Source organism: Streptomyces sp. PA03-5A (assembly GCF_033792725.1).
In the GTDB taxonomy this organism is placed as follows: domain Bacteria; phylum Actinomycetota; class Actinomycetes; order Streptomycetales; family Streptomycetaceae; genus Actinacidiphila.
In genome coordinates, this window is the sequence record NZ_JARAVL010000003.1 from 58,933 (window position 1) to 83,217 (window position 24,285).

Genomic DNA, 24,285 nt, shown 5'->3' on the forward strand with positions numbered 1-24,285 from the left:
GTGATCGTGACCGCCTGGATCGCCGAAGGAACCTGGCCCGCCTGCGTCGACGCCGTCCGCGTCCACGCGCCGGAGGCCGCCGACGTCGTCCTGCTGCACGTCAGCGGCCCCGACGTCCCCGGTCTGGCGCATGCCGCCTACGCCGGGCTGCTGGGCCGCGGGCACCCGGAGAACGATCCGGGCACCCGGCTGGAGGGCCTCGGCGCCGACTCCGCGGGACGGCTGCTGGACGCCGCCGCCCGGCGCCTGGGCCGTCCGTGCCGCCGGGAGGAGCGGTCGGGGCGGGTGGAGCGGGAGGTGGTCGCCGCCGCGGCCGGGACCGATCTGCTGGTGATGGCCCGTGACGGCGACCTCGTACGGCTCGGGCCGCGGAGCCTGGGCCCGGCGGCGCGCTTCGTCGTGGACCACGCGCCCTGCCCGGTCCTGCTGGTGTGGCCCGCGGCCGCGCCGGACGTGGCGACCCTTCCCCCGCCCCCGCCCCACTGACCCGGACTCAGCCCGCGGCGCCGGGGAGCTGCTTGATGCCGTCGACGGCGGAGCGGGTCAGCACCGCGGTGGTGAAGACGACCGTGCCGCGCGGCATGACCGCGTCCGGGTCCCGCTCGGCCTGGACGGTGCGCTCGCCGAGGAAGACGTGGGTCTTCGGGTCGAAGATCCACTCGGTGCGCTGGCCGCTGGTCTCGTCCAGCCGGGCCACCGCGACCCCGTGCCGCCCGGTGGCGTCCACGGCGTCGTCCACGGCGACCACGCCGGGGATCTTGGCGGCGGCCTTGTAGAGCGCGGTGGTCAGCCCGGCCGGCGGGTAGCTCTCGCCCAGCAGGTCGCCGATGGTGGTGAAGGCCTCCTGGTCGGGGCCGTTGCCCATGCCCTTCGTCTCCTTGTAGATCTTGGCCAGGAGCACGTCGGGGTCGGTGGGCAGGGTGGTGAGGTAGTCGTAGCTCGGCGCGTTCAGGGTCGGCTCGGGCACGTTGCCCTGCTCGTCGGTGCCCGCCAGGGTGATGCCCTCCGGGCCGGTGGTGCCGGGCTCGATCAGCCAGCCGTCCCGGCCGTCGCGGGACTCCCAGACCTGGCGCCGGTGCAGCGGGGTGCCGGCCAGGCTGGTCGTGCCGTGCACGTGCCGCACGACGGTGCCGGCCGACTTCGACTCGATGTAGACGTACTGGCCGTCCCCCACCGGCGCGGCGGGCGACTCGGCGGCGGCCAGCGAGACGGTGTCCAGCAGGCGGGCGGCGCCCTCGGGGTCCGCGGCGCCGAGGCGGGTGGTCAGGGCGGGGCCCGCGGCGGAGGTGCCGGAGCCGCCGCCCGCGCCGCTGCCCTCCGCACCGCCGAACACGAACAGGCCGGTCGCCAGGGCCCCGGCCAGCACGCCGGCGGTCAGCGGGACGAGGACCATGCGGCGCAGGAAGGGGTTGCGGCGCGCGGCCGGACGGGCGGCGGTGGCGGTGTCGGCGGTCGTGGCGGTGGACGGCTCGGTGCCCGTGCCGAGGTCCTCGTGGATCCGGTTCATCAGACGCTCCTTGTGCAACTGGTGACGGTCCGCCGGCAGGTCCCGCTCCACGCGCGGCAGGAGACGGGCGGTCTCCTCCCATTCCGAGGGATGGGCGTTCATCGGATTCCTTCCTGTGCGGGCCGGACCGCGTTCGCGCGGTCCCCTTCTGTCTGTCGGTGGCGGGCGGCGGGTTCCATCTCCGCGTCGGCGAGCTTGCGCAGTCTCGTGCGGGCCCGGGACAGCCGGGACCGCACGGTGCCGACCGGGATGCCGAGGGCCTCGGCGGCCTCGGCGTACTCCAGGCCCTCCCACAGGCACAGCGTCAGCACCTCGCGCTCGGGACGGCGCAGCCGGGCGAGGGCGGTGAGGACGGCGGAGATGCGGCGCCGGTCGTCGACCCGGCCGGCCACGAGGTCGGCGTGGTCGGGCACTTCGAGCGCGGCGGTCCCGGCCTGGGCGCCGGCGGCGACCACGGCCCGGTAACGGCGGTTGCTGCGGCAGTGGTTGCGCGCGATGTTCGTGGCGACGCCCAGCAGCCACGGCCGCAGCGAATCCCCTTCGGGGTCGACGCGCCCACGCAGCCGCCAGGCCTCCAGGAAGGTGGCCGACATCACGTCCTCGGCGACCGACCAGTCGGCGGTCAGCCGGAAGGCGTGGTTGTAGACGGTACGGGCGTACGCGTCGAACAGTTCCGCGAAGGCGGCGGGGTCCCCGTCCCGTACCCGGGTCCGTACATGAGTGGTCACTTCTGTCGGCTGTCCGTCCGTCCGCCGTGGGTTCCCGTGACGTACGTCACGCGGCGACGCCGTCGGGTGCCGCGGGCGCGAAGGGCATCAGCTCGTCCTGGCCGGGCCGCACCACCCCGAAGGTGCTCTCGGGGACCTCGTGCCACGCGTCCGGTACGTCGCCCAGGGGCTCGGACACCACGAGCCGGGTCTGCGCCGACACGCCCTGCAGGAACCACAGGTCCGGGTGGAGCTCCCGCAGCGTGTCCACCTTGCTGCTGTAGAACAGCGACCGCGACGCGTGCTCGCTGGAGTAGCGGAAGGCCCACAGGCTCTCCCCGTCGCTGACCGCCAGCGTCATCTGGACGGGGAACTCGACCCCGTGCTCATGACCGGTCCGCTCCACCAGCCCGGCCATCCGCGACACGGCGCCGGGCACGTCCTGGTCGAGACCGAAGGTGAGCGCGAGGAAGAACATCACCTCGGAGTCCGTCGAGCCCTCGATGGAGGAGAACAGCGCCGGGTCGACGGCGAGCGAGAGGTCGCGGCGCAGCCGGTGGAAGTCGGTGATCGCGCCGTTGTGCATCCACAGCCAGCGGCCGTGCCGGAAGGGGTGGCAGTTGGTCTGCTGGATCGCGGTGCCGGTGGAGGCCCGTACGTGGGCGAAGAACAGCGGCGAGGTGACGTGGCGTGAGATCTCCCGCAGGTTGCGGTTGTTCCACGCGGGCCCGATGTCCCGGATGACCGCCGGGGTCTCCAGGTCCGTGGCGTACCAGCCGATGCCGAAGCCGTCCCCGTTGGTCGTCTCGACCCCCATCCGGGAGTGCAGGCTCTGGTCGATCAGCGAGTGCCGCGGTTTGTAGAGGATGTTGTCGAGCAGCATGGGCGTGCCCGAGTAGGCGAGCCACCGGCACATGGTGCACCCTTCCCTTCCTCGTCTCCTCGTCCGCCGTCCCCGGGCCTCCGCCGTCCCCGGGCGTCCGGCCGTCCTCAGGCGTCGGCCAGGGCGACCTCCGCCCAGATCGTCTTGCCCTCCTGGGTGTGACGCGTCCCCCAGCGTTCGGTGACCTGCGCCACCAGCAGCAGTCCGCGGCCGCCCTCGTCGAAGACCCGGGCCCGGCGCAGGTGCGGCGCGGTGCCGCTGCCGTCGGAGACCTCGACGATGAGCGTGGAGTTGTGGATGACGCGCAGCCCGATGGGCGGGGTTCCGTACCGGATGGCGTTGGTGACGAGTTCGCTGACCACCAGCTCCGCGGTGTACGTGATGTCCTCCATCCCCCACTCGGCCAGTCGGCGGGTGACCTCGGCGCGGACGCCGGCCACCGCAGCGGGCTCGGCGGGCACCTCCCAGCTGACGACCTGGGAGGCGTCCAGCACCTTGGTGCGGGCGACGACCAGGGCGACGTCGTCGTCCGGGGGTTCGGGGACGAGGGCCACCAGGCTCTCGCAGACGGACTCCAGGGAGCGGGCGGGCCGGGTGAGCGCGTGGCGGAGCCCGGCCATGCCCGTGTCGACGTCCCGGTCGGCGGTGGCGATGAGGCCGTTGGTGTAGAGCACGAGGAGGCTGTCCGGGTCGAGTGCGCACTCGACGGTCTCGAAGGGCAGCCCGCCCAGCCCGAGCGGGGGTCCGGGCGGCAGGTCGAGGAAGTGCGCGCCGCCGTCCGGCGCGGTGAGCACCGGCGGGGGGTGGCCCGCGCTGGCGGCGGTGCACATCCGTGAGACCGGGTCGTAGACCAGGTACAGGCAGGTGGCGACGAGGTCGGTGACGAGGTTCTCGCCGTCGCCCTCGGTGACCTCCTCCCCGGCGAGGTGGGCGACCAGGTCGTCGAGGTGCACGAGCAGTTCGTCGGGCGGCAGGTCGACGTCGGCGAGGGTCCGCACGGCCGTCCGCAGCCGTCCCATGGTGGCGGAGGCGCGCAGCCCGTGGCCGACCACGTCACCCGCGACCAGCGCGACCCGGGCCCCGGACAGCGGGATCACGTCGAACCAGTCGCCGCCCACGCCCGCGCCGCTGCCCGCGGGCAGGTAGCGCGAGGCGACCTCCACCGCCTCCTGCCGGCCGAGCCGCTGCGGCAGCAGGCTGCGTTGGAGGGCCAGGGCGGTGGTGCGTTCGCGGGTGTAGCGGCGGGCGTTGTCGACGGCGACCGCCGCCCGGGCGCCGATCTCCTCGGCGACCTGCAGGTCGTCCTCGTCGAAGGGGTCGGGTCTGCGGTGCCGGGCGAGCACGGCGACACCGAGCGTGATGCCGCGGGCCCGCAGCGGGATGACCATCACCGAGTGGATCCCGTGCCGCCGCAGCATCCGGGCGCGCCCCGGATCGCCCGCGGCCCAGACGTCGATGGCCCGGTCCACGGTGCCGTGCAGCGAGGCGCGGCCGGTGACGAGGGAGCGGGCGGGCGGGGAGTCCACAGGGTAGTGGTCCAGTTCCCCGGTCGCGGTCACCGACTCGGGCATGCCGGGCAGGACGGACTGCTGGGCGGCGCGGCGGAGGGCGACGCCGGGGTCGCCGGCCTTCGGCTCCACCCCGTGGAACAGCGGGTCGAGCAGGTCGACGGTCGCGAAGTCGGCGAGGTTGCCCACCACGACGTCGGCCATCTCCTGGGCGGTGCGGCCCACGTCCAGCGTGCTGCCGATCCGGGTGCTGACCTCGTTGAGCAGGGCGAGCCGCTCCCGCGCCAGGTACTGCTCGGTGGTGTCGACGGCGGTGAGCTGGACGCGGGGGGTGCGCCGCAGTGGATCGGCGAGCGGGGAGAGCGTGACCGACCAGGTGCGTGGCGCCGGTGCCGTCCGTGAGCGGATGCGCAGGTGCAGGTCGTGGGACGCACCGGTGGCCAGGACGTGCCGCACGCCCTCCTCGACGGCCTCGCCCGCGCTGCCGGGCAGGAACTCCGAGGGGCGTCTGCCCCGCATCTGCTCCTCGGTGCGTCCGGTCTCGCGCTGCATGCCCTTGCTGGTGCGCAGGGTCCGCAGCTCGTTGTCGAAGATCGCCATGGGCAGGGTGGACTGGTCGAAGGCCTCCTCGACCACGCTGTCCCCCACTCCCCAGTGCCGCCGGTCCACCGGGGAGACCACGACGAGCCGCTGCGGCCGGCCGCGGCCGTCCAGCGACGGGTAGACCCGCACGGAAACGTCCAGGTGGCGCCCGTCCCGGCGGCGCAGCACCGATCTGCCGCCCCAGCCGAAGGGCATCGCGAGGAACCACTCGGTGGACCGGGCGGCGTCCGAGCCGAGCAGCCGGGCCGCGGGCTGCCCCACGACCTCGTCGTGTCCGTACCCGAGCAGCCGCTCGGCCTCGCTGCTCCAGCCGGTGACGATGCCGTGGGCGTCCACGACGGCCGTGGCGGGTACGGCCGGTTCGGGCCGGGGACGGAGGCCGCCGTCGAAGTCGTCGTCGAGGCTGGAATCTCGCATCGCCATCCGTCGCCGTTCTCGCCCGTCCTCTCCCGGCCCCCTCCGGGAGGCGGCTGCCTGGGCCCTCCTCCACTTCTACCGCTCCTGGGGCGTGCCCGCAGGTCGGCGCCGTCCGGGTTCAGCGCGAGGCCGCGCCGGGCACGACGCCGCCGCAGCGTACGGGCGGGAGGGCGCCGTCGCCGCCGGCGAGGACGACCTCGGCGGTGCCCTCGTGGCCCTCGGCGTAGGCGGCGGTGCAGACCACCTGGCGCACGGCGCCGTCCTTCAGGCGCCGCACGGGGAACGGAAGCGTGACCCGGACGGTGCCCCGGGACGACGTGACGTCCACCGGCCCGGCGGAGGCGGGCAGCCCGGTGCCGAGTCCCGCCGCGCGCTCCTCGGGGGCGGGGCCGTCCAGCAGCGCCGTGAGGACCTTCGCGGCCGCTACCGGCGGGGCCTGCGCGTCGTCCTCGGTCGCGCGCAGGACGGGCGTCAGGCGTCCCTCGGGGGACAGGAAGAAGAGCGTCAGCCGGTCCGGTGTCCCGGGGAAGGCGTCGACGGTGGCCGGGCCGCCCGCCTCGACGACCCCGGACCCCGGGACCCCGCAGCCGGCCAGCAGGGCCGCCGCGGTGAGGAGGAGGACCGGGACGGGCCTGCGTCTCACGGTGCCGCCTCCGCGGCCGTACGGGGAGTGCCCAGCGGCATCCGCACGGTGAGGACGGCGCCGCCGTGCGGGCCGTTGGCGGCGCGGACCGTGCCGCCGTGCAGGCGGACGTTCTCCAGGGTGATGGCCAGGCCCAGTCCGCTGCCCGAGGAGCGGGTGCGGGCCGCGTCGGCCTTGTAGAAGCGGTCGAAGATGTGCGGCAGGACGTCCGGGGCGATGCCGGGACCGCTGTCGGAGACCTCGACGGCGAACCGCGCCTGCCCGCCGTCGGGTGCCTCGGTGTGCAGCCGCACCTGGACGGGGGCGCCGCCGTGGCGCAGCGCGTTCCCGACGAGGTTGGCGACCACGACGTCGAAGCGCCGCGGGTCGAGCCGGGCCCGGATGCCCGTGGGCAGTTCGGTGGCGACCTGCGCGGGATCCGTCCAGTGCCGGGTCGCCAGGGTCTTGCGGATGGTCTCGGCGACGTCGACCTCGTCGGCGTTGAGCTCGGCGGCCTTCGCGTCGAAGCGGGAGATCTCGATCAGGTCCTCGACCAGGACGGCGAGCTTGCCGGTCTCGGCGCTGATGAGGCGGACGGCGGCGGCGGTGTCCGGCGCGAGCCGGTCGGCGTCCTCGTCGAGCACCTCGGTGACGGCGAGCATCCCGGCCAGCGGGGTGCGCAGTTCGTGCGAGACGTCGGAGGCGAAACGGCGGGCCCGGGCCTCGGCGCGGCGCAACTCGTCCACCGTCCGCTCCAGTTGCAGCGCCGAGTCGTTGAAGGTGTACGCGAGGTCGGCGAGTTCGTCGCTGCCCTTGACGGGGATGCGGGTGTCGAGCTCGCCGCGGCCCATGCGCTGCGCCGCCGTGCGCAGGTCGCGGACCGGGCGGAGCACGCTGCGGGCGGCGAGCAGGGCGGGGACGAGGGCGATGAGCAGCGCGGGCAGGGATCCGTCGCGGGCGGCGGTGAGCATCGCCCGGATGTCGTCCTCCTGCGTGGTCAGCGGCATCACGGCGTAGAGCACGAGCCCGCTGGCGCGGGCGGACAGCCCGGTCTTGAAGACGGTCGGCACGGCCATCGTCAGCCAGGGGGTGCCGTCCTTGTCGACCCGCTGGAAGACGCCGCGGGGACTGGCCAGCGCGGCGCGGCGCAGCTCGGGCGTGATGACGGTGGAGACGGGGCTGGTGCCGGAGGAGACCCGCATCGAGCCGTACTCGGCGAACACCACCCAGGTGTGCGGCTTGCCCTTGCGGGCGATGTCGCGCAGCACCTCCTGGAGGGCCAGGCGGTCCATCGGGAGGGTGGTGCCGACGGTGCCCGCCTGCTCGCGGAAGGAGGAGACGGCGGTGTCCTGGGCCTGTTCGAGGATGGCGTTGCGCGCCTCGCGGTACGTGAGGGCGGCGGTGGTGCCCGCGCTGACGGCCGCGACGAGCAGGAAGGCCAGCACCAGCCGGGTGCGCAGCCCGATCCGGGCCCTCCAGCGGATCACCGGCGGCTCACAGCGGCCCGAAGCGGTAGCCGAAGCCGCGCAGCGTCTGTATGTAGCGGGGGTCGCCGGGCACGTCCTCGATCTTGTTGCGCAGCCGCCGGACGCAGGCGTCGACCAGCCGGGCGTCCGCGTGGTAGCTGTGCTCCCACACGTGCTCCAGCAACTGCTGCCGGCTGAAGACCTGTTCGGGCGCGGCGGTCAGGAACAGCAGCAGCTTCAGCTCGGAGGGCGCGAGCGCCAGCCGCTGCCCGGACTTGGCGACGCCGAGTCCGGCCCGGTCGACGGCGAGGTCGCCGTGGAACTCGACGGCCGGGCGGCCCCCCGGCTCCTCGATGCGGCGCAGCACGGCGCGGATGCGGGCCTCGATCACCTCGGTGCGGGCGGGTTTGACGATGTAGTCGTCGGCCCCGGCCTCCAGCCCGACGACGACGTCGAAGTCGTCGCCGCGGGCGGTGAGCATGATGATCGGCAACTGGCTCGTCTCGCGCACCTGGCGGCAGACCTGGACGCCGTTCATGCCGGGCAGCATCAGGTCCAGCAGCAGCAGATCGGGCTGGAACTCGCCGACGGCGGCGAGCCCGGCCTCGCCGGTCGCGGCCGTCCGTACCTCGTGACCGCGACGGCGCAGGCCCAGTTCGACACCTTCGCGCACGGAGGGGTCGTCTTCGATCAGAAGAACGCGTGGCATGACCGGAGTATCGCAACTCATCGTGCACCGCGCCGCAGTTTGCCGAGCAGGGTCCGCCGGGCGGCCTCGACCTCGGTCAGCCGCAGCGGGCGGGCCGCGGCCGCGAAAACCAGCACGACGGCGGCCGCGCCGGCCGCCACGGCGGCGAGCGGCCCCGGTGGCGCGGCGAGGCCGGCCGCGAGCCGGCCCAGGGCGGCGGCGGGCACCGCGACGAGCAGCAGCCGGGCCAGCGAGCCCGCGGTCGGCGACCGCCATGGCCCTGGGCCGCCCTCCGGCGCCGCCAGCCTGCGGTCCAGCACGGACGCGGTGACCGCCCATCCCGCGAAGAGCGCCACCGAGTACGCCGCCGCCATGCCGGTGACCGCCCAGCGCGCGGGCAGCAGCAGGTAGGCGGTGACGGACAGCCCCGCGTTGAGCCCGGAGATCACCAGGTTGAGCAGGAAGGGGGTACGGGTGTCGCCGAGCGCGTAGAAGGTGCGCGACAGCACGTACTGCCCGGAGAAGGCGACGAGGCCGGGGGCGAAGGCCACCAGCGCGTTCGCCATGACCGCGACGTCGGCGGCGTCGGTCCTGCCGTGCTCGAAGACCAGGGCCATCGCCGGTCCCGCGAGCGCCAGCAGCGCGCACGCGGCGGGCACCACCATCGCGGAGCTGCTGCGCAGCGCGTACGCGACGTCGCGGCGCACCCGCGCCGGGTCGCCGTCGGCCGCCGCCGCGCTCATCCGCGGCAGCAGGGCGGTGACCAGCGAGACCGTCACGATGCCGTGCGGCACGGCCCACAGCAGGTAGGCGTTGTTGTACGCGGTGAAGCCGGCGCCGCCGTCGATGCCGAGGGCCGCGGCGCGCTGTCCCGCGGACGTGGCGAGCCGGGTCACCACCCAGTAGGCGACCTGGTTGGTGAGCACCAGCAGCACCAGCCACCCGGCGGAACGCAGCGGCCGGGCCAGCCCGCTGCCCCGCCAGTCGAACCGCGGCCGCCAGCGGAAGCGTGCCGCCCGCAGCGAGGGCACCAGCGCCAGCGCCTGCACCGCGATGCCGGCCGTGGTGCCCCAGCCGAGCAGCGCGGTCTCACCGGCGGTCAGCCCGCCGCCGGTGCCGGCGGTGACCAGGTAGAGGCCGAAGACGGCGATGACGACGAGGTTGTTGAGGACGGGCGTCCACATCATCGCGCCGAACCGGCCGCGGGCGTTGAGCACTTGGCCGAGCAGCGTGAACAGGCCGAGGAAGAGGATCTGCGGCAGGCAGGAGCGCGCGAAGGCCACCGTGGTCGCCGCCTGCGCCCCGGTGTAGCCGGTGTACGCGGCCACGATCGCGGGCGCGGCGAGCACGGCCGCCGTCGTGATCAGCAGGAGTGCGACGGTGCACACGGTCAGCAGCCGGTCGGTGTAGGCGGCCCCGCCGTCCTCGTGTTCCTTGGCGGCCCTGACCAGTTCGGGCACGAACACCGCGTTGAGGGCGCCGCCCAGCAGCAGCATGTAGACGATCGTGGGCACCGAGTTGCCGACGGAGTAGCCGTCGGCGGCCAGGCCGACGCCGAGCGCCGCGGCGACGGTCGCGGACCGTACGAAGCCGGTCGCCCGCGAGACCACCGAACCCGCCGCCATGACGGCGCCGCTGCGCAGGACCGAGCCGGCGGCGGGGGCACCGGCCGGGGCGGCCGGCCCGTCGGCCGGGCGGGCCGCCGCGGGGGCGCTCACCGGCGCGCCATGTAGGCCTGGAACGCCCGGTAGAGCGTGTGGTTGGCGGTGCCGTCCAAGGCCGTCTCCCATTCCCCCAGGGTCTCGACGACCTGCCCGCCGGTGCCGAGCTTCCATCGGGTGAGGCCGAACGCCCGGTCCTCCGGGTCGAGTGTGGAGGGTACCCCGCGCATGTCGTACTCCAGTGCGCCCTGTTCGTGGGCGTCCCGCAGCATCCGCCACTGCAGGGCGTTGGAGGGGCGGACCTCGCGGCGGTGGTCCGCCGAGGCCCCCGTCTGGTACCAGACCCGCCGGCCCACGGTGATCAGGGTGTGGGCGGCGAGCACCTCGCCCTGGTGGCGGGCGAGGTAGAGCTTCATCCGGCCCGGCTGCTCGGCGTTGAGGGCCGCGTACTGGCGCTGGTAGTACTCCAGCGAGCGGCCCAGCCGGAAGCCGTCGCGCTCCTCGGTGATCCGCAGCAGCCGGAAGAACTCGGGGAGGTCCGCCGCGCCGCCCACGGTCACCTCGACGCCCGACCTCCCCGCCCGCCGTATGTTGCGGCGCCACTCCTGGTTGAGTCCCGACCACAGGTCGTCGGCGCTGCGGCCGGCCAGCGGGACCCGGAAGACGTGGCGGGGCTGGGCGTCCGCGTCCCCGCCGCCGTCCGGGCCGTCGCCGCCGCAGCGCCGCCAGCCGCGGGCCCGCAGCCGCTCGGCCACGACCGTGCCGAGCGGGTCGACCTCGCACGCCAGGACGTCGGACAAGCGGCGGCCGAGGCCGGTCGCGCCCTTCAGCGCGGCGGCGTCCCAGCGGCGGTGGGCGGGCGAGGGGCCGATGCGCACGGCGAAGGCCCCGAGTCCGCGCAAGTGGCGCAGGAGCGGCGTCAGCCAGGCGTCGACGTCCGGGTCGGCCCAGTCGGCGACCGGCCCCTCGGGCAGGTAGGCGAAGGACTTCCGCGTCCCGGGGAACTGCCGCAGCAGCACCAGCGCGCCCCCGCGCAGTTCGCCGCGCCCGGCGCCGTCCCCGGCGCCCCAGCCGAGGAACCGGGGCCGCCACCCCGGCTTCACCAGTGCCCACGACGGGTGCTGGAGGAAGCTCGGACCGAGCGCCGACCCGGTCCGGGACGCCAGGAACGAGCGGTACGTCTCCGCGCTGACCGGTCCGAGCCAGGCCTGCCGGGGGCCGCAGCCCGCCGTCACGAGCAGTGCCGACACTGCGCCTCCCTGAGGTGTGGTCGGGTGGTAACACAGGAAGGCTCACAGCCCTTCGTGACCGCCCCGAGCGGCGAATGTGACCGGACCATGACCGTTTCTCACCAGCTGCCGTCATACGGCTCCCAGGCGCTCCACCAGCGCTTTCCGCGGCCTAGAGTCCCCGGGGTCCGGCCGTTTCCCGGCCGTGCTCTCCCCGTCCTTCCCGGAGGTCTCCGTTGTCCCGGAAACGTGTGGGCCCGATACGCCGGCCCCGCCTGCGCACCGCCGCCGTCGCGGCCGCCCTGCTGTCCGCCGTGCTGACCGCCTGTTCGGGCAGTGCCCCGGCGGTGACGCACGCGGCCGGCGACGCGGGGCCGCCGAAGGAGCGGGCGGCGACCGTCACCGTCACCCCGCACGGGGGGCGGGTCCGGGCCGGCGAGCCCGTCCGGGTCACCGCCGAGGGCGGCACCCTCACGACGGTCACCGTCGCCGGGCCGCACGGCAAGGGCGTGACCGGCACCCTGTCCGCGGACCGCCGCACCTGGACCTCGGACCGCAACGTCGTGCCCGGCGCCTCGTACACCGTCGAGGCTGTGACCCGCACCCCGGGCGGGACCACCGGCACCAGCGAGTCCAGCTTCACCACGGCCGCCGCGGGAAAGGTCAACAAGGTGGACTGGCGGCCCGGCGACGGCACCACGGTCGGCGTGGCCCAGCCGGTCTCCCTCGTCTTCGACAACCCGGTGACCGACAAGGCCGCCGTGGAGAAGCAGCTCAAGGTGACCACCTCCGACGGCACCGAGGGCTCCTGGGGCTGGCTGAAGGACTACTCCGGCCGGGACCGCGTGGACTGGCGGCCCAGGCAGTACTGGCGGCCGGGCACCGAGGTCACCCTGGATGCCCGCCTGGACGGCACCGACTCCGGACCGGGCGGCGGCTGGTTCGTCCGCGACTACCGGGCCTCCTTCACCGTCGGCGCCCGGCAGGTGGTCAAGGTCGACCTCGACCGCAAGCGGCTCACCCTGCAGCGCGACGGCCGGACGGTCCGCACGGTCCCGGTCTCCGGCGGTACCCCCGGCCCGGACACCGGTTCGTGGCGCGGTACGGCGGTGGTGCTGGCGAAGGAGGGCACGGTCCGGATGAACTCCGAGACCGTCGGCCTCGGCGACGCCTACGACGAGACGGTCGAGGACTCGATCCGGCTGACCTGGTCCGGGATGTACGCGCACGCCGCCCCCTGGAACGCCGCGTTCTTCGGCCGGGCCAACCGCAGCCACGGCTGCGTCGGGATGAGCGACGCCGACGCGGACTGGCTGTACTCCCAGGTCCGGGTCGGCGACCCCTTCGAGATCACGGGGTCGGAGGCCAAGGGCACGGTCGCGCCGAACAACGGCTTCGGCGACTGGAACGTGGACTGGGACCGGTGGCAGGAGAAGAGCGCGCTGCACTGACCCGCGTCCGGGGGCGCCGGGGACGGCCCGCGGTGGTTGCCTGGAAGGGGTGGCACCACCGCACCGCCGAGAGGAAGGCAGCGCCATGACCGGCTCCGGCTTCACCGCACAGTCCACCGCCGCCGAGGTCGCCGGCGGCATCGACCTCACCGGCCGCCGCGCCGTCGTCACCGGCGCGGCCTCCGGCATCGGCCTGGAGACCGCCCGTGCCCTGGCCGGCGCCGGTGCCGAGGTCACCCTCGCGGTACGGGACACCGCCGCCGGCGAACGGGCGGCCGCGGCGGTCGCGGGCGGCGGCGGGCGGGTCCTGGTCGCCCCCCTCGACCTCGCGGACCAGCGCTCGGTGGCGGCCTTCGCCGCCGCCTGGCACGGCCCCCTGGACGTCCTCGTCAACAACGCCGGGGTGATGATGACCCCGCAGACGCGCACGCCCGAGGGCTGGGAGCTGCAGTTCGCGACCAACCACCTCGGGCACTTCGCGCTCACCATCCGCCTGCGCCCTGCCCTGGCCGCGGCGGGCCGCGCCCGCGTGGTCTCCCTCAGTTCGGTCGCCCACCTGCGCAGCCCCGTGCACTTCGACGACCTCCACTTCCGGGTCCGCCCGTACGACGCCGGCCTCGCCTACGCCCAGTCCAAGACGGCCAACGTCCTCTTCGCGGTGGAGGCCAGCCGGCGCTGGGCCGCGGACGGTGTGACCGTCAACGCCGTCCACCCGGGGGCGGTCCTGGGCACCAACCTGTCGCGGCACCTCACCCGCGAGGCCCTGGACGCCGCCGCCGCGTCCGGCGGTCACACCTTCAAGACCCCGCAACAGGGGGCCGCCACCGTCGTGTTCGTCGCCACCGCGCCCCGGCTGGAGTGCGTCGGGGGGCGTTACTTCGAGGACTGCGCCGAGGCGCACCGCCACATCCCCGGGACGTCCGGCGGAGTCGCCGACCACGCGCTGGACCCGGACGCGGCCGCGCTGCTGTGGCAGGTGTCCCTGGACGCCCTCGCGGCGGACGTGCGCGGCTGACCGCCACCGGCGAGGCGGGGACGGTCAGTGCGGGAAGGTCCGCGGCGGCCGTTGGCGCGGCAGTTCGTCGCGGAACTCCTCGACGACCGAGCTGATCTGCCGGGTGAGCTGCGTCCCCTCCAGCCGGTCGAGGTAGAGGTTGCGGGCGGCCAGGCCGACCGCGTCCACGCAGAAGTAGACCGCCATCAGCGGGTTGACGAACAGTTCGCTGTGCCGGGTGCGCTCGGTGAACCGCACGTTCCCGAAGTCGCCGCGCACCGCGGCCGCGACCGAACCGTGGACGATGCTCGGGTGGTCCGGGGTCGCCTCCTGGGCGTGCGCGACCGCCGCGAGGTAGAGCCGCCCCTCACGGCTGTCGCGGGGCAGTGAGAACGCGCCGAGGTACGCCCCGTCCCGCTCCAGGGCCGCCAGGTTCTCCAGCACCAGGGAGTGGTTCACCCCGTGGTACGCGTCGACGCCGAAGCCGAGGCAGGCCACCAGCCGCTGCGGGACGCCGGTGAGCCCGCCCACCGCGGCGAGGCTGGCCATGTCCTCCTCCGGTGTGCCGAGTCCGCTCTCGTCGCCGCGCATGAGGATGTCGGTGCCGCCGTCCACCAGCACGATCGCGTCGACCCCGCCGAGGTGGCCGATCAGCGCCCGGTACGCGGCGCGCAGCGGTTCGACGCCCGCGCGGCACAGCGCGTACACGGTCGAGGGCAGGCCCTGCGACTCCAGCCAGCGGGCGAGGGTCCGTTCGGGGAAGTAGTCGCCGCGCGCGGCCGTCGAGGGGCGCACGGCGGCGACGTCGTGGTCCAGCCAGACGCCTGGGTCCAGGCCGTACAGGTCCGCGAAGGAGAGGTTGGCCAGGTGCACCTCCTTGCCCGCCTCGCGCAGCGCGAGCGCGATCGGCAGCCCGGCGTAGACGTCGAAGCCGCCGCCGGCCCCGGCGACGAGGACCCGCCGCGCGTCGCGCAGCCGGGTGAACAGGGCGGGTTCGAGGAGGGAGAACACCGGGGGACGGTAGCAGCGGGCCGTGCGCCGGGACAGTGGGTTTCCGCTCCCGGGGCGGGCGTTGGCCCGCCGATCCCGGGGCCGTGTCGGTGCCCGCCCCTAGACTCGGCCGGATGGTGACGGAGACGGATATCGCACTCGCCGACGGGCGGACGCTGCACGTGTACGACACCGGGCCGGTCGGACCGGGCGGCCGGGAGGACGGCGCGGAGCTGGCCGTCCTGTGGCATCACGGCACGCCCAACATCGGCACGCCCCCCGAGCCGCTCTTCGCGGCGGCCGCCGGGCACGGCATCCGGTGGGTGGGCTACGACCGCCCGGGATACGGAGGTTCGACGCCCCGCCCGGGCCGGGACGTCGCCTCGGCCGCCGGTGACGCGGCGGCCGTCGCCGACGCCCTGGGCATCGGCCGCTTCGCGGTCATGGGCCACTCCGGCGGCGGCCCGCACGCGCTGGCCTGCGCGGCCCTGCTGCCGGACCGCGTCCTGGCGGTGGTCAGCGGGTCCGGCCTGGCGCCGTTCGGTGCGGAGGGGCTCGACTGGTTCGCCGGGATGGGGCCGTCCGGCGCGGCGGAACTCGGCGCGGCGGTCCGGGGGCGGGCGGCGCTCGAGGCGCAGCTGGCCTCCGGCGACTTCGACCCCGAGCTGTTCACCCCCGGGGACCACGCCGCGCTGGCGGGTGCGTGGGGATGGCTGGGTGACGTCGCGGGCAAGGGGATCGAGAGCGACCAGGGCGGCATGGTCGACGACGACCTCGCCTATGTGGCGCCGTGGGGCTTCGACCCGGCGCGGGCCGCCGCGCCCGTCCTGGTCCTGCACGGCGAGGCGGACCGCATGGTGCCCGCCGGGCACGGCGTGTGGCTGTCCCGGCGGTGCCCGGCCGCGGCGCTGTGGCTGCGGCCCGGCGAGGGGCACATCTCGGTGCTCGGCTCCGCCGCCGCCGCGCTGGACTGGCTCGCCGAGCGGTCCCGGCGCGGCTGAGCGCGCGCCGGCGCCGTCCACAGGCTGTGGACGGCGCCGGGTGCGTACGGGAGGGCGGTCAGGGGGAGGGCCGGGACCCGTACGCGGTGAGGAAGCGGTCGCGGAAGGTGTCCATCCGCCAGACCGGGGCGTCGTGCGCGGGCTGCAGCCCGTCGGACCAGCCCCAGCCGTCCGTCCGGTCCAGCACCGCCTTGTCGTACGCGACGATCGCGACGGGAACGTCGCTGGTCGCGTCGCTGCCGGTGACGACGGGGGAGGGCTGGTGGTCGCCGAGGAAGACGAGCACGGTGTCCTTGGTGCCGTACTTCGCCACGTACTGGACCAGGCTGTTCACGGAGTACTGGATGGAGTTGCCGTACTCGGTGCGGATGCTGGAGCGGTCCTTCCACACCTCGGCCGGGTCCTTGCCCTGCTCGCTGATCCCGTCGTAGACCGAGCCGTCGCCCACCCGGTCCCAGTCGATCATCTCGGGGATGGGCGCCCAGGGGCGGTGGCTCGACACCAGGATGATCTCCGTCATCAGCGGCTTGTCGTGCGGCTCGCCGTGCTCCAGCCGCTGGAAGGCCGACAGGCTGTACTGGTCGGGTACCGGCGCCCAGCTGAACTTCGGGCCCTGGTAGCCGAGGTCCCGGGAGTCGTAGACGTGGTCCAGGCCGTAGAACGCCCCCTCCGGCCAGGAGGCCGTGACCCCCGGCATGATGCCGACCGTGCGCCAGGCGCCGGTGCGCTTGAAGGCGTCCGTCAGCGTCAGCCGGTCGCTCGTGACGACCGAGCGGTAGCGCTGCTGGTGGGGCACCCACAGGCCGGACAGGAAGGTGGAGTGGGCGAACCAGCTCCCTCCGCCGTACGTGGGTGAGGTCAGCCAGCCGCTCCGGGAGGAGAACCCGGCGGCCTGCAGCCTGCGGGTCCCGTCCGCCAGCGCCGCGTCGACCCCGGGCGCGATCCTGGGGTCCTCGACGGCGCTGCGGCCGTAGCTCTCGACGAAGGCGAAGATGACGTCCTTGCCGCGGAGCGCGGTCAGCATCCGGTCACCGGGGGTGCCGGCGAAGGCGTCGTGCGCCGCCGCCTCGGCGAACTCCTCGCGGTCCCGCAGCGAGGCCCGGACGTCGTCCGCGCGTTCCCGGACGAAGGCCGACGACTCCCGCGAGGCGACCGGCGCGTCGCCCGTCTCCAGCCCCAGCGCCGCGCAGAGCACCCAGACGGTGCCGAGCACGAGGGCGGCCCGGGCCGCCCCCCGGCCGTCGCGGTCCACGAGCCGGCCCAGCCGGACCGCCGACAGGATCGTCAGGGCCGGTACCAGGAGGACGAGGAACGCCACCCCGACCGCCGCTGCGACGGCGTACGCCCGGCCGGAGGTGGCCGTCAGGTACCCCTCGCCGTCGGCGAGCAGGCTCCAGTCGAAGACCGGGTCGAAGCGCCGGGCGAACACCTCGTAGAAGCCCATGTCGAGGAACTTCAGCAGGAGCAGCAGGCCCAGGCCCAGGCCGATGAGCACGGCCACCGGTCTTCGGGCGCGCCGCGGCAGGGCGATCAGAAGCACCGCCCCGAGCAGCCCCTCCACGGGCAGCCGGACGAAGTGTCCCGGCCCCATGGAGGAGAGCCGGTCCGGCAGGACGAGCGCGGCCAGGACGACCACCGCGGCCAGCGCCGTCGTCCCCGCGCGCAGCGCCCGGGCCGCCGCGGGACGTCGCTCCCGCCATCCGGTGCGCGCGGGGGTGCCGCCGCCGGGGGCGCCGCCCCCGTCCGCGGGTGGTCCGTCGTCCGGCGGGTCGCCCTCCACCGCCGGTCCGTCCTCCGTCGTGCCCGGCCGGTGAGAGCGCGTGAAGAGCGACACCCCGAAGGTCCTTCCCTGTGAAGTGCGGTGACGGCACGGCGGGCCAGGCGCGGGTGTCGGGACCGCCGCCACTGGTACGGCCCGGCGGCGGCACGGGTTCAACCCCCACGGAAGTGCCTTGGTCCCCCGTCCCGCAGCGGGAGTTGACCGCCCCGGGGGCAACCATGTGCGGCATTCGTATGTCTGAACGGATGCCCCGGGCCGGCCGGGGTGTGGACGGAGGCCCCGTACGACCGTGGACAGGCACGACGGCAGCGACATCGACCCCGCGGACCAGTGGGTCCTCGACCCGGAGACCGGTTCCTACCGGCTGCGGCTGGATTCCGACGCCCCACCGGCGCCCACGGTGCCCCGGCAGGGCGGGCGGCGGGCACGCCGCGAGGAGCAGCGGCCCGTCCCGGCACCGCGCGGCGGCCGCCGCGCGGGGACCGCGACGTCCCGCAAGGCCAAGCGGTCCACGAAGCGCAAGGTGCTGATGTGGACCGCGGGCACGCTCGGTTTCCTGGTGCTCGCGGGCAGCGCGGGGGCCTACCTCCTGTACCGGCATCTCGACGGCAACATCGCCACCGTGGACGTCGGCACGGCGGGCAGCAAGCAAGCGACCAGCAAGGACGCGGTGAACATCCTGGTCATCGGCACCGACAGCCGCGAAGGCCTGGGCGCGAAGTACGGGGACGCCGGCAGCGTCGGCCACGCGGACACCACGATCCTCTTCCACGTGGCGAAGGACCGGTCGAACGCGACCGCGATGAGCATCCCGCGCGACATGGTCACCGGCATCCCGGACTGCCCGACCAAGCAGAAGGACGGCTCCACCAAGACCATCCCCGGCACCCCCAAGGCCGGGACCAACCCGCGCTTCAACCAGAGCCTGGGCCAGGACGGCCGCGACCCGGGCTGCACCATGCGGACCGTCACGAAGATCACCGGCCTGCCGATCGACCACTTCGTGCTGGTCAACTTCGAGGCCGTGAAGACCCTGTCCACCGCGGTCGGCGGGGTGCCGGTCTGTCTCACCCACCCCATCCACGACACGACCGACGAGGGGGAGGGTTCGCACCTGAACCTGTCCGCGGGACCGCACAAGGTCCAGGGCGAGCAGGCCCTGGCCTTCGTCAGGACCCGGCACTCGCTGAAGAACGGCAGCGACCTGGACCGCATCGACCTGCAGAAGCAGTTCCTGGCGTCGATGATCCGTCAGATGAAGTCCGGTGACACCCTCACCGACCCCGGCAAGCTCTTCCAGCTGGCGAACGCCGCCACCAAGTCGCTCACGGTGGACACCGGCATCGGCGGCGTCGGGAAGCTCACCGACCTCGCCAAGGACCTCAACCGGGTCGACCCCGAACACATCACCTTCACCACGCTCCCGGTCGTCGACAACCCGGCCGAGGTGGGTTTCCACGCGACGGTCGTCGTGGACGACACGAAGGCGCCCGCGCTCTTCAAGGCGATCAAGAACGACGTCTCGCTGACCGCCGCGAAGAAGAAGCCCGCGGCCGCCGACTCCAAACTCCGCGGCGCCAAGGCGGACCCGTCGCAGGTCCGCGTCGTCGTCTACAACGCCGGCGGCCCCCAGGGCGCGGCGCAGGACACCCTGGAGTGGCTGCAGAACACCGAGGGCGTCTCCCACTCCACCAACGGCGGCAACGCGCCCGGGGGGAAGCAGGACCGCACGACCCTGGCCTACGGTCCCGACCAGGCGGACCAGGCCCGGGCCCTGGCCGCGATGATGGGCCTGCCGTCCGGCGCCCTGCACCCCGCGACGGCCGACGCCGGACCCCGCGCGGACATGACCCTCACCCTCGGCGGTGACTACCTGGGCGCCGGGAAACCGCTCGCCGACCCGGACGCGGTCCCGGACGACATCCCGCAGTCGCACGCCGACAAGAAGGCGTGCGTCGGCTGATCCGCGGCGGTGCCGGCGGCCTGCCGGCACCGCCGGCAGGCCGCCCGGGCGGGCCGCGCCTACGGTGGAAGGAAGGGGCGCCCCGGCGCCCGAGATCGCGACCGCAAGGAGCGCGGCATGTCCCGCAGCGACAACCTCTCCGTCCTGGAGGGCTTCGGCACGGCGGTGAACAGCGGCCACCTCGGCGAGATCGGCGAGTACGTCGCGTCCGCCTCGGTGGACCACGACCCCGCTCCGGGGCAGGGCCCCGGGCCGGAGGGGTACGAGGAGATGTTCGGCGCGATGCGGCGGGCCTTCCCCGATCTGCACGTCGAGGTCGAGCACGTCATGGCCACCGACGACGAGATCGCCTTCGCGTACACCATCACCGGCACGCACCTCGGCGAGCTGATGGGCCACGCCCCCACGGGGCGGACCGTCAGCTACCGGGGCATGCAGATCAGCCGGTTCGAGGACGGGAAGATGGTCGAGCGCTGGGGGAGCAGCGACGAACTCGGCATGCTGCGCCAGCTCGGCGTCATCACCTGACCCCTCGCCCGGCGCAAGCCCCGCCCCTCCCGGAGCCGGTCAGTCCGCGGCCGCCGCCGGCAGGCGGAGTTCGAAGAGGGCACCGCCCGCCGGGGCGGTGCCGACGGTGAGCGAGCCGTCGTGGCGGTGGGCGACGTCGCGCGCGATGGCCAGGCCGAGACCCGCACCGCCCTCGTCGCGGCTGCGGGCGTCGTCGAGCCGGACGAAGCGCTCGAAGATCCGCTCGCGCTCGGCGGGCGGGACGCCGTCGCCGTCGTCGCCCACCGCGAGGACGACCAGGCCGTCCCGCAGGCGTACGGTCACGGTCACCTCGGCGCGCGCGTGGCGCTGGGCGTTGTCCACGAGGTTGCCCACGACCCGGGCCAACTGGCCGCGTGAGCCCGCCACGTCCCGCCGCGGTTCGACGTCGACGGTCACCGGGACCCGGTCGGCGGGCCGCCTGCGGACCTCCTCGCCGACGAGTTCGCCCAGGTCGACCCGCCGCCGCGCGGGCCGTTCGCCCGCGTCGAGCCGGGCGAGCAGCAGCAGGTCCCCCGCCAGTTGCTGCAGCCGCTCGGTGTCCTTGACGGCACCCGGTACGTCGAGCAGGTGCGGATGGGCCGAGCCGACCTCCAGCTGCGTGCGCAACGAGGCGATCGGGCTGCGCAGTTCGTGCGAGGCGTCGGCGACGAAGCGGCGCTGCCGCTCGACCGCGGCCTCCAGCGCGGTGAGGGTCTCGTTGGTGGTGCGCGCCAGCCGGGCCACCTCGTCGCGGGCGGCCGGCTCCGGCACACGCCGCGAGAGGTCCTCGGAGGCCGTGATCGCGGCCATCTCGCGCCGGATGCCCTCCACCGGAGCGAGCGCGCGGCGGGTGACCCGCCAGGTCGCGCCGCCGACCACCAGCAGCAGCAGGGGCAGTCCCGCCAGCATGGCCGCCGCCGCGGTGTTCACGGCGCTCTCGCGGGCCGCCAGCGAGGTGCCCGCGTGGATGAGGACGGTCTGCCCGGCGAGGTCGGTGGCCTTGATCGTCGCGAACCGGTAGCCGGCGGTCCGGCCGTCCAGCGTGGCCCGTCCCGTGCCGTGCACGACCGTCCGGCCGATGTGGCCGACCACCGGGTCGTCGCCCGCGGCGGGCGAGGGTGTGGCGCTGCCGCCGTGCCGGTCGTCGTCCTCGCCGCCGCGCGTCGCGTCGTCCCGGCCGCCCCGGCCCCGGCCGCGCCCGTGGCCGCCGTCGTCCTTGCCGCCGCCCCCGTGGTCGTCGCCGCTCTCCGCGGTGCGGTTCGGCACCGCGGAAGGGGTGGGCGTGGGGGTGGGCGAGGGTGTGGGTGTGGCGGCGGGCCCGCGGACGGCCCGGACGGCGCCGACCCCGGTGCCGCTGATCCGCTCCAGGCCCCTGCTCACCGCCAGCAGCCGCCCGTCCTCGGTGGTCACCTGCACCGGCACGCCCTCGGGGAGCTGGAGCCGGGCGTAGCGGTCCGTGCCCACCCCGCGGCTGGCGACGTCGAGGGCGATCCTGCGGGCCGTGTCGTCGGCCTGGCTCTGCGCCTGGCCCGTGAGGTTGGCGCGCAGCGAGAGCAGCACGGCCACCCCGGCGGCCACCAGCGCGACCGCGACCACGAGCGTGGCGCCGAGCGACATCTTGGCCTGGACGGTGCCGAGGGGGCGGGGGCGTCTCATGCCGAGGCCAGCCGGTAACCGGCGCCGCGCACCGTCTGGATGAGGTCCGCGCCGAGCTTGCGGCGCAGGGTGCTGATGTACACCTCGACGATGTTGGGGTCGCCGTCGTACGCGAAGTCCCAGACGTGCTCCAGGATGCGGGACTTGCCGACCACCTGCCCGGCCCGCACCGCGAGCTGCTCCAGCACGGCGAACTCCTTCGCGGTCAGCGTCACTTCGCTGTCGTTGCGGAAGACCCGGCGGGCGGCGGTGTCCAGCACGAGGGTGCCCAGCCGCAGCACGGGCGAGGCCCCCGCCGAACCCCGGCGCCGCAGCAGCGCCTTGACCCGGGCCACCAGCACGACGTACGAGAACGGCTTGGTCAGGTAGTCGTCGGCGCCGGTGTCGAGGCCCTCCGCCTCGTCGTACTCGCCGTCCTTGGCCGTGAGCATCAGGATGGGGACCTCGTTGCCCGCCTCGCGCAGTGCGGCGCAGACACGGTAGCCGTTCATGCCGGGCAGCATGATGTCCAGCACGACGAGGTCGTGGACGCCCTCCCCCGCCCGGTGCAGGCCTTCGAGCCCGTCGTGCACGACGTCCACGGCGAAGCCCTCGGCCGTCAGCCCCCTGGCCAGCGAGACCGCGAGCCGTCTCTCGTCCTCCACGATGAGCACACGCATGGGGTCCAGCCTCCCAAATCAACCTGAAGAGATCTTCAGCTGGTTTCAGGCTGCCTTCAGCCTGTACCGCCGACATTGAGGTCACGGAACAGACCTGACACAGACCGGGTACGGCCCGGTCGGAAGGGCTCCTCATGAAGCGCAACACGACCGTCGCGGCCATCGCGGCCGCGGTCCTCGTCGCCGGGGGCTACACGGCGTTCGCCACCGGCGGCCACGACGGCGGCCACGACGGCGGGCGCGACGACGCGCGCGGCACGGTGTCCTCGGCCGCCACGCCCGGGGCGACCCCGGGACACGACGCGGGCGACGACCACGGCTCCCCGGGCATCACGGCGAGCCGGGCCGCGGCCGCCGCGGTCGCCCACACGCCGGGCACCGTCACGAAGATCGAGCCGGACGACCGTCACCGCGGCTACTGGGAGGTGTACGTGACGGACGCGGCCGGGGTCGTGCACGAGCTGCACGTGGACGCGCAGACGGGCCGGGTCACGGAGGACGACCGGCACCGCGGCCGCACACGCTCCGGTGACGCGTCCCGCACCGCCTCGCCCGCACCGGCGACGACGCGGCCCGGGTACGACGACCACGGTGGCGGCCGCGCCGGCAGCGACGACCCCCCGGGAGACGACCACGGCGGCGACCGCGTGCGGGACGGCGACCGCTCCGGTGACGACCACGGCGGGGGCCACGGCCGGGGCCGTGGCCGCGGCGGCGACGACCACTGACGTCCCCCGCGTGGCCGGGCCCCCCGCGCCCGGCCACAGGCGCCCCCCGGACCCCTCAGAGCCGCCCGACGTCCACCACGGCCTGGGCGAAGGCCGCGGGTGCCTCCTGCGGCACGTTGTGCCCGATGCCCTGCAGCGTGCGGTGCGCGTACTTCCCGGTGAACTTGGCCCGGTAGGAGGAGCCGTTGCCCGGCGGCGTGAACGGATCGACCGCCCCGTCGAGGGTGATCGTGGGCACGGTGACGACGGGCCCGCGGGCGAGCCGCGCCTCGATGTCGTCGTACCGCGGGTCGCCCTCGGTCAGCCCGAGCCGCCAGCGGTAGTTGCCGATGACGATGGGGACGTAGTCCGGGTTGTCGAAGGCCGCCGCGGTGCGGTCGAACGTGGCGTCGTCGAAGCCCCAGGTCGGGGAGTTGAACTTCCAGACGAGCCGGCCCAGGTCGTGCCGGTAGCGCTCCAGCCCCTTACGGCCCCGCTCCGTGGCGAAGTAGTACTGGTACCACCAGGCCCATTCCGACTTCGGCGGCAGCGGCTGCTTGTTCGCCTCGCGGTTGGTGATCAGGTAGCCGGTCACCGAGACCAGCCCCTCGACCCGCTCCGGCCACAGCGCCGCGATGATGTCCGCGGTCCGCGACCCCCAGTCGAAGCCGGCCAGGACCGCCTTCTTGATCCCCAGCGCGTCCATGAGCGCCACGATGTCCAGGGCGAACACCGCCTGCTGGGCGTCCCGCGGGGTCGAGCGGGACAGGAAGCGGGTCGTCCCGTGGCCGCGCAGGTAGGGGACGACCACTCGGTAGCCCTTCGCCGCCAGCAGCGGTGCGACGGCGACGTAGCTGTGGATGTCGTACGGCCAGCCGTGGAGCAGGATCACGGCGGGACCGTCGGCCGGTCCCGCCTCGGCGTAGCCGACGTCCAGCACCCCGGCCTCCACCTGCTTCAGCGGGCCGAACGCCGGGGCGTCGCCGGGCCGTTCCTTGCCGGGGGCCCTGGGCGGCGCCGGCTTGTTCTCGTCCGGTCCGGTCGTCGCGCACCCCGAAGCGAGCCCGGCCAGTGTGGCCGCGACCGCTCCCGTGCCGACGATCGTGCCGAAGGTCCGCCTGTCGATCATCCGAGGCCTTCCGTGGGATGCGGGCGCGGGCACTGAGGTAGCCCATGCCCCGTGCGCCGCCGTCCGCGTCACCGGACCGGCAAATGTCATCCCCATGGCACAGGTCCCGGCGGCCGCGGTGAGGGCCGGACGGGTG

The 24,285-nt window shown here is 74.7% G+C and carries 21 protein-coding genes; 7 read left to right on the forward strand and 14 right to left on the reverse strand.

Annotation, left to right across the window (positions count from 1 at the left end; translation table 11 throughout):
• Complete coding sequence (locus tag PV410_RS04655; RefSeq protein WP_499516884.1) at nucleotides 1-486, forward strand: universal stress protein; 486 nt, start codon at nucleotides 1-3, stop codon at nucleotides 484-486.
• Nucleotides 487-493: 7 nt separating this feature from the next.
• Here the strand turns inward: PV410_RS04655 and PV410_RS04660 are convergent, their stop codons facing one another.
• The 9 genes from PV410_RS04660 to PV410_RS04700 all read right to left on the reverse strand — a co-directional run bounded on the left by PV410_RS04660 (nucleotide 494) and on the right by PV410_RS04700 (nucleotide 11,312).
• Nucleotides 494-1,609: a CU044_5270 family protein gene (locus tag PV410_RS04660; protein WP_500322493.1), complete on the reverse strand. Its 1,116-nt coding sequence runs from the start codon at nucleotides 1,607-1,609 to the stop codon at nucleotides 494-496.
• Nucleotides 1,606-2,235: an RNA polymerase sigma factor gene (locus PV410_RS04665; protein ID WP_500322495.1), complete on the reverse strand. Its 630-nt coding sequence runs from the start codon at nucleotides 2,233-2,235 to the stop codon at nucleotides 1,606-1,608. Before PV410_RS04665 ends, PV410_RS04660 begins: the two co-directional genes overlap by 4 nt.
• A 46-nt stretch (nucleotides 2,236-2,281) precedes the next feature.
• Nucleotides 2,282-3,130, reverse strand: a complete 849-nt coding sequence (locus tag PV410_RS04670; RefSeq protein WP_500322496.1) for a class II glutamine amidotransferase — start codon at nucleotides 3,128-3,130, stop codon at nucleotides 2,282-2,284.
• A gap of 74 nt (nucleotides 3,131-3,204) precedes the next feature.
• Nucleotides 3,205-5,631 carry a SpoIIE family protein phosphatase gene (locus PV410_RS04675; RefSeq protein ID WP_500322497.1) on the reverse strand — a complete coding sequence of 809 codons (2,427 nt, stop codon included), beginning with the start codon at nucleotides 5,629-5,631 and terminating at the stop codon, nucleotides 3,205-3,207.
• A 112-nt stretch (nucleotides 5,632-5,743) separates the two neighbouring features.
• Nucleotides 5,744-6,268 (reverse strand): GerMN domain-containing protein, encoded by a 525-nt coding sequence (locus PV410_RS04680; protein ID WP_500322498.1) that lies wholly within the window; start codon nucleotides 6,266-6,268, stop codon nucleotides 5,744-5,746.
• A complete protein-coding gene (locus tag PV410_RS04685; RefSeq protein ID WP_500322499.1) occupies nucleotides 6,265-7,734 on the reverse strand; it encodes an ATP-binding protein in 1,470 nt (489 codons plus the stop codon). The genes PV410_RS04680 and PV410_RS04685 overlap by 4 nt, the downstream gene beginning before the upstream one ends.
• 7 nt (nucleotides 7,735-7,741) lie before the next feature.
• Entirely contained in the window at nucleotides 7,742-8,422 is a 681-nt protein-coding gene (locus PV410_RS04690) for an MtrA family response regulator transcription factor (RefSeq protein ID WP_499512737.1), read from the reverse strand.
• Nucleotides 8,423-8,439: 17 nt separating this feature from the next.
• Nucleotides 8,440-10,119, reverse strand: a complete 1,680-nt coding sequence (gene murJ / locus PV410_RS04695; RefSeq protein ID WP_500322500.1) for a murein biosynthesis integral membrane protein MurJ — start codon at nucleotides 10,117-10,119, stop codon at nucleotides 8,440-8,442.
• Nucleotides 10,116-11,312, reverse strand: coding sequence for a lipid II:glycine glycyltransferase FemX (locus PV410_RS04700; protein WP_500322501.1), 1,197 nt, complete (start codon nucleotides 11,310-11,312; stop codon nucleotides 10,116-10,118). The genes murJ and PV410_RS04700 overlap by 4 nt, the downstream gene beginning before the upstream one ends.
• Nucleotides 11,313-11,527: 215 nt before the next feature.
• Between PV410_RS04700 and PV410_RS04705 the strand changes: the two genes are divergently transcribed.
• Nucleotides 11,528-12,742 carry a L,D-transpeptidase gene (locus tag PV410_RS04705; RefSeq protein ID WP_500322502.1) on the forward strand — a complete coding sequence of 405 codons (1,215 nt, stop codon included), beginning with the start codon at nucleotides 11,528-11,530 and terminating at the stop codon, nucleotides 12,740-12,742.
• Nucleotides 12,743-12,827: 85 nt separating this feature from the next.
• A complete protein-coding gene (locus PV410_RS04710) occupies nucleotides 12,828-13,757 on the forward strand; it encodes an SDR family NAD(P)-dependent oxidoreductase (RefSeq protein WP_500322504.1) in 930 nt (309 codons plus the stop codon).
• 24 nt (nucleotides 13,758-13,781) lie between these two features.
• Here the strand turns inward: PV410_RS04710 and PV410_RS04715 are convergent, their stop codons facing one another.
• Nucleotides 13,782-14,747, reverse strand: a complete 966-nt coding sequence (locus PV410_RS04715; protein ID WP_500322506.1) for a DUF1152 domain-containing protein — start codon at nucleotides 14,745-14,747, stop codon at nucleotides 13,782-13,784.
• 113 nt (nucleotides 14,748-14,860) lie between these two features.
• Between PV410_RS04715 and PV410_RS04720 the strand changes: the two genes are divergently transcribed.
• On the forward strand, nucleotides 14,861-15,727 hold the full coding sequence (locus tag PV410_RS04720) for an alpha/beta fold hydrolase (RefSeq protein WP_500322508.1): 867 nt from the start codon (nucleotides 14,861-14,863) through the stop codon (nucleotides 15,725-15,727).
• Nucleotides 15,728-15,785: 58 nt separating this feature from the next.
• Here the strand turns inward: PV410_RS04720 and PV410_RS04725 are convergent, their stop codons facing one another.
• Nucleotides 15,786-17,561, reverse strand: a complete 1,776-nt coding sequence (locus PV410_RS04725; protein WP_500322510.1) for an alkaline phosphatase family protein — start codon at nucleotides 17,559-17,561, stop codon at nucleotides 15,786-15,788.
• 235 nt (nucleotides 17,562-17,796) lie between these two features.
• Here PV410_RS04725 and PV410_RS04730 point away from each other — a divergent pair, with 235 nt between their 5' ends.
• Both PV410_RS04730 and PV410_RS04735 read left to right on the forward strand, forming a co-directional pair.
• Entirely contained in the window at nucleotides 17,797-19,470 is a 1,674-nt protein-coding gene (locus PV410_RS04730; RefSeq protein ID WP_500322511.1) for an LCP family protein, read from the forward strand.
• A gap of 117 nt (nucleotides 19,471-19,587) precedes the next feature.
• Nucleotides 19,588-19,998, forward strand: coding sequence for an ester cyclase (locus PV410_RS04735; RefSeq protein WP_500322512.1), 411 nt, complete (start codon nucleotides 19,588-19,590; stop codon nucleotides 19,996-19,998).
• A 39-nt stretch (nucleotides 19,999-20,037) separates the two neighbouring features.
• On the opposite strand, the gene PV410_RS04740 is transcribed toward PV410_RS04735, so the two are convergent.
• Nucleotides 20,038-21,654 carry a sensor histidine kinase gene (locus tag PV410_RS04740; RefSeq protein WP_500322513.1) on the reverse strand — a complete coding sequence of 539 codons (1,617 nt, stop codon included), beginning with the start codon at nucleotides 21,652-21,654 and terminating at the stop codon, nucleotides 20,038-20,040.
• Entirely contained in the window at nucleotides 21,651-22,313 is a 663-nt protein-coding gene (locus PV410_RS04745; protein WP_499512726.1) for a response regulator transcription factor, read from the reverse strand. Before PV410_RS04745 ends, PV410_RS04740 begins: the two co-directional genes overlap by 4 nt.
• A gap of 134 nt (nucleotides 22,314-22,447) precedes the next feature.
• On the opposite strand from PV410_RS04745, the gene PV410_RS04750 reads away from it, so the two are divergent.
• A complete protein-coding gene (locus PV410_RS04750) occupies nucleotides 22,448-23,041 on the forward strand; it encodes a PepSY domain-containing protein (RefSeq protein ID WP_500322515.1) in 594 nt (197 codons plus the stop codon).
• 55 nt (nucleotides 23,042-23,096) lie between these two features.
• Here PV410_RS04750 and PV410_RS04755 read toward each other — a convergent pair whose 3' ends face one another.
• On the reverse strand, nucleotides 23,097-24,149 hold the full coding sequence (locus tag PV410_RS04755) for an alpha/beta fold hydrolase (protein WP_500322516.1): 1,053 nt from the start codon (nucleotides 24,147-24,149) through the stop codon (nucleotides 23,097-23,099).
• Nucleotides 24,150-24,285: the final 136 nt, after the last annotated feature.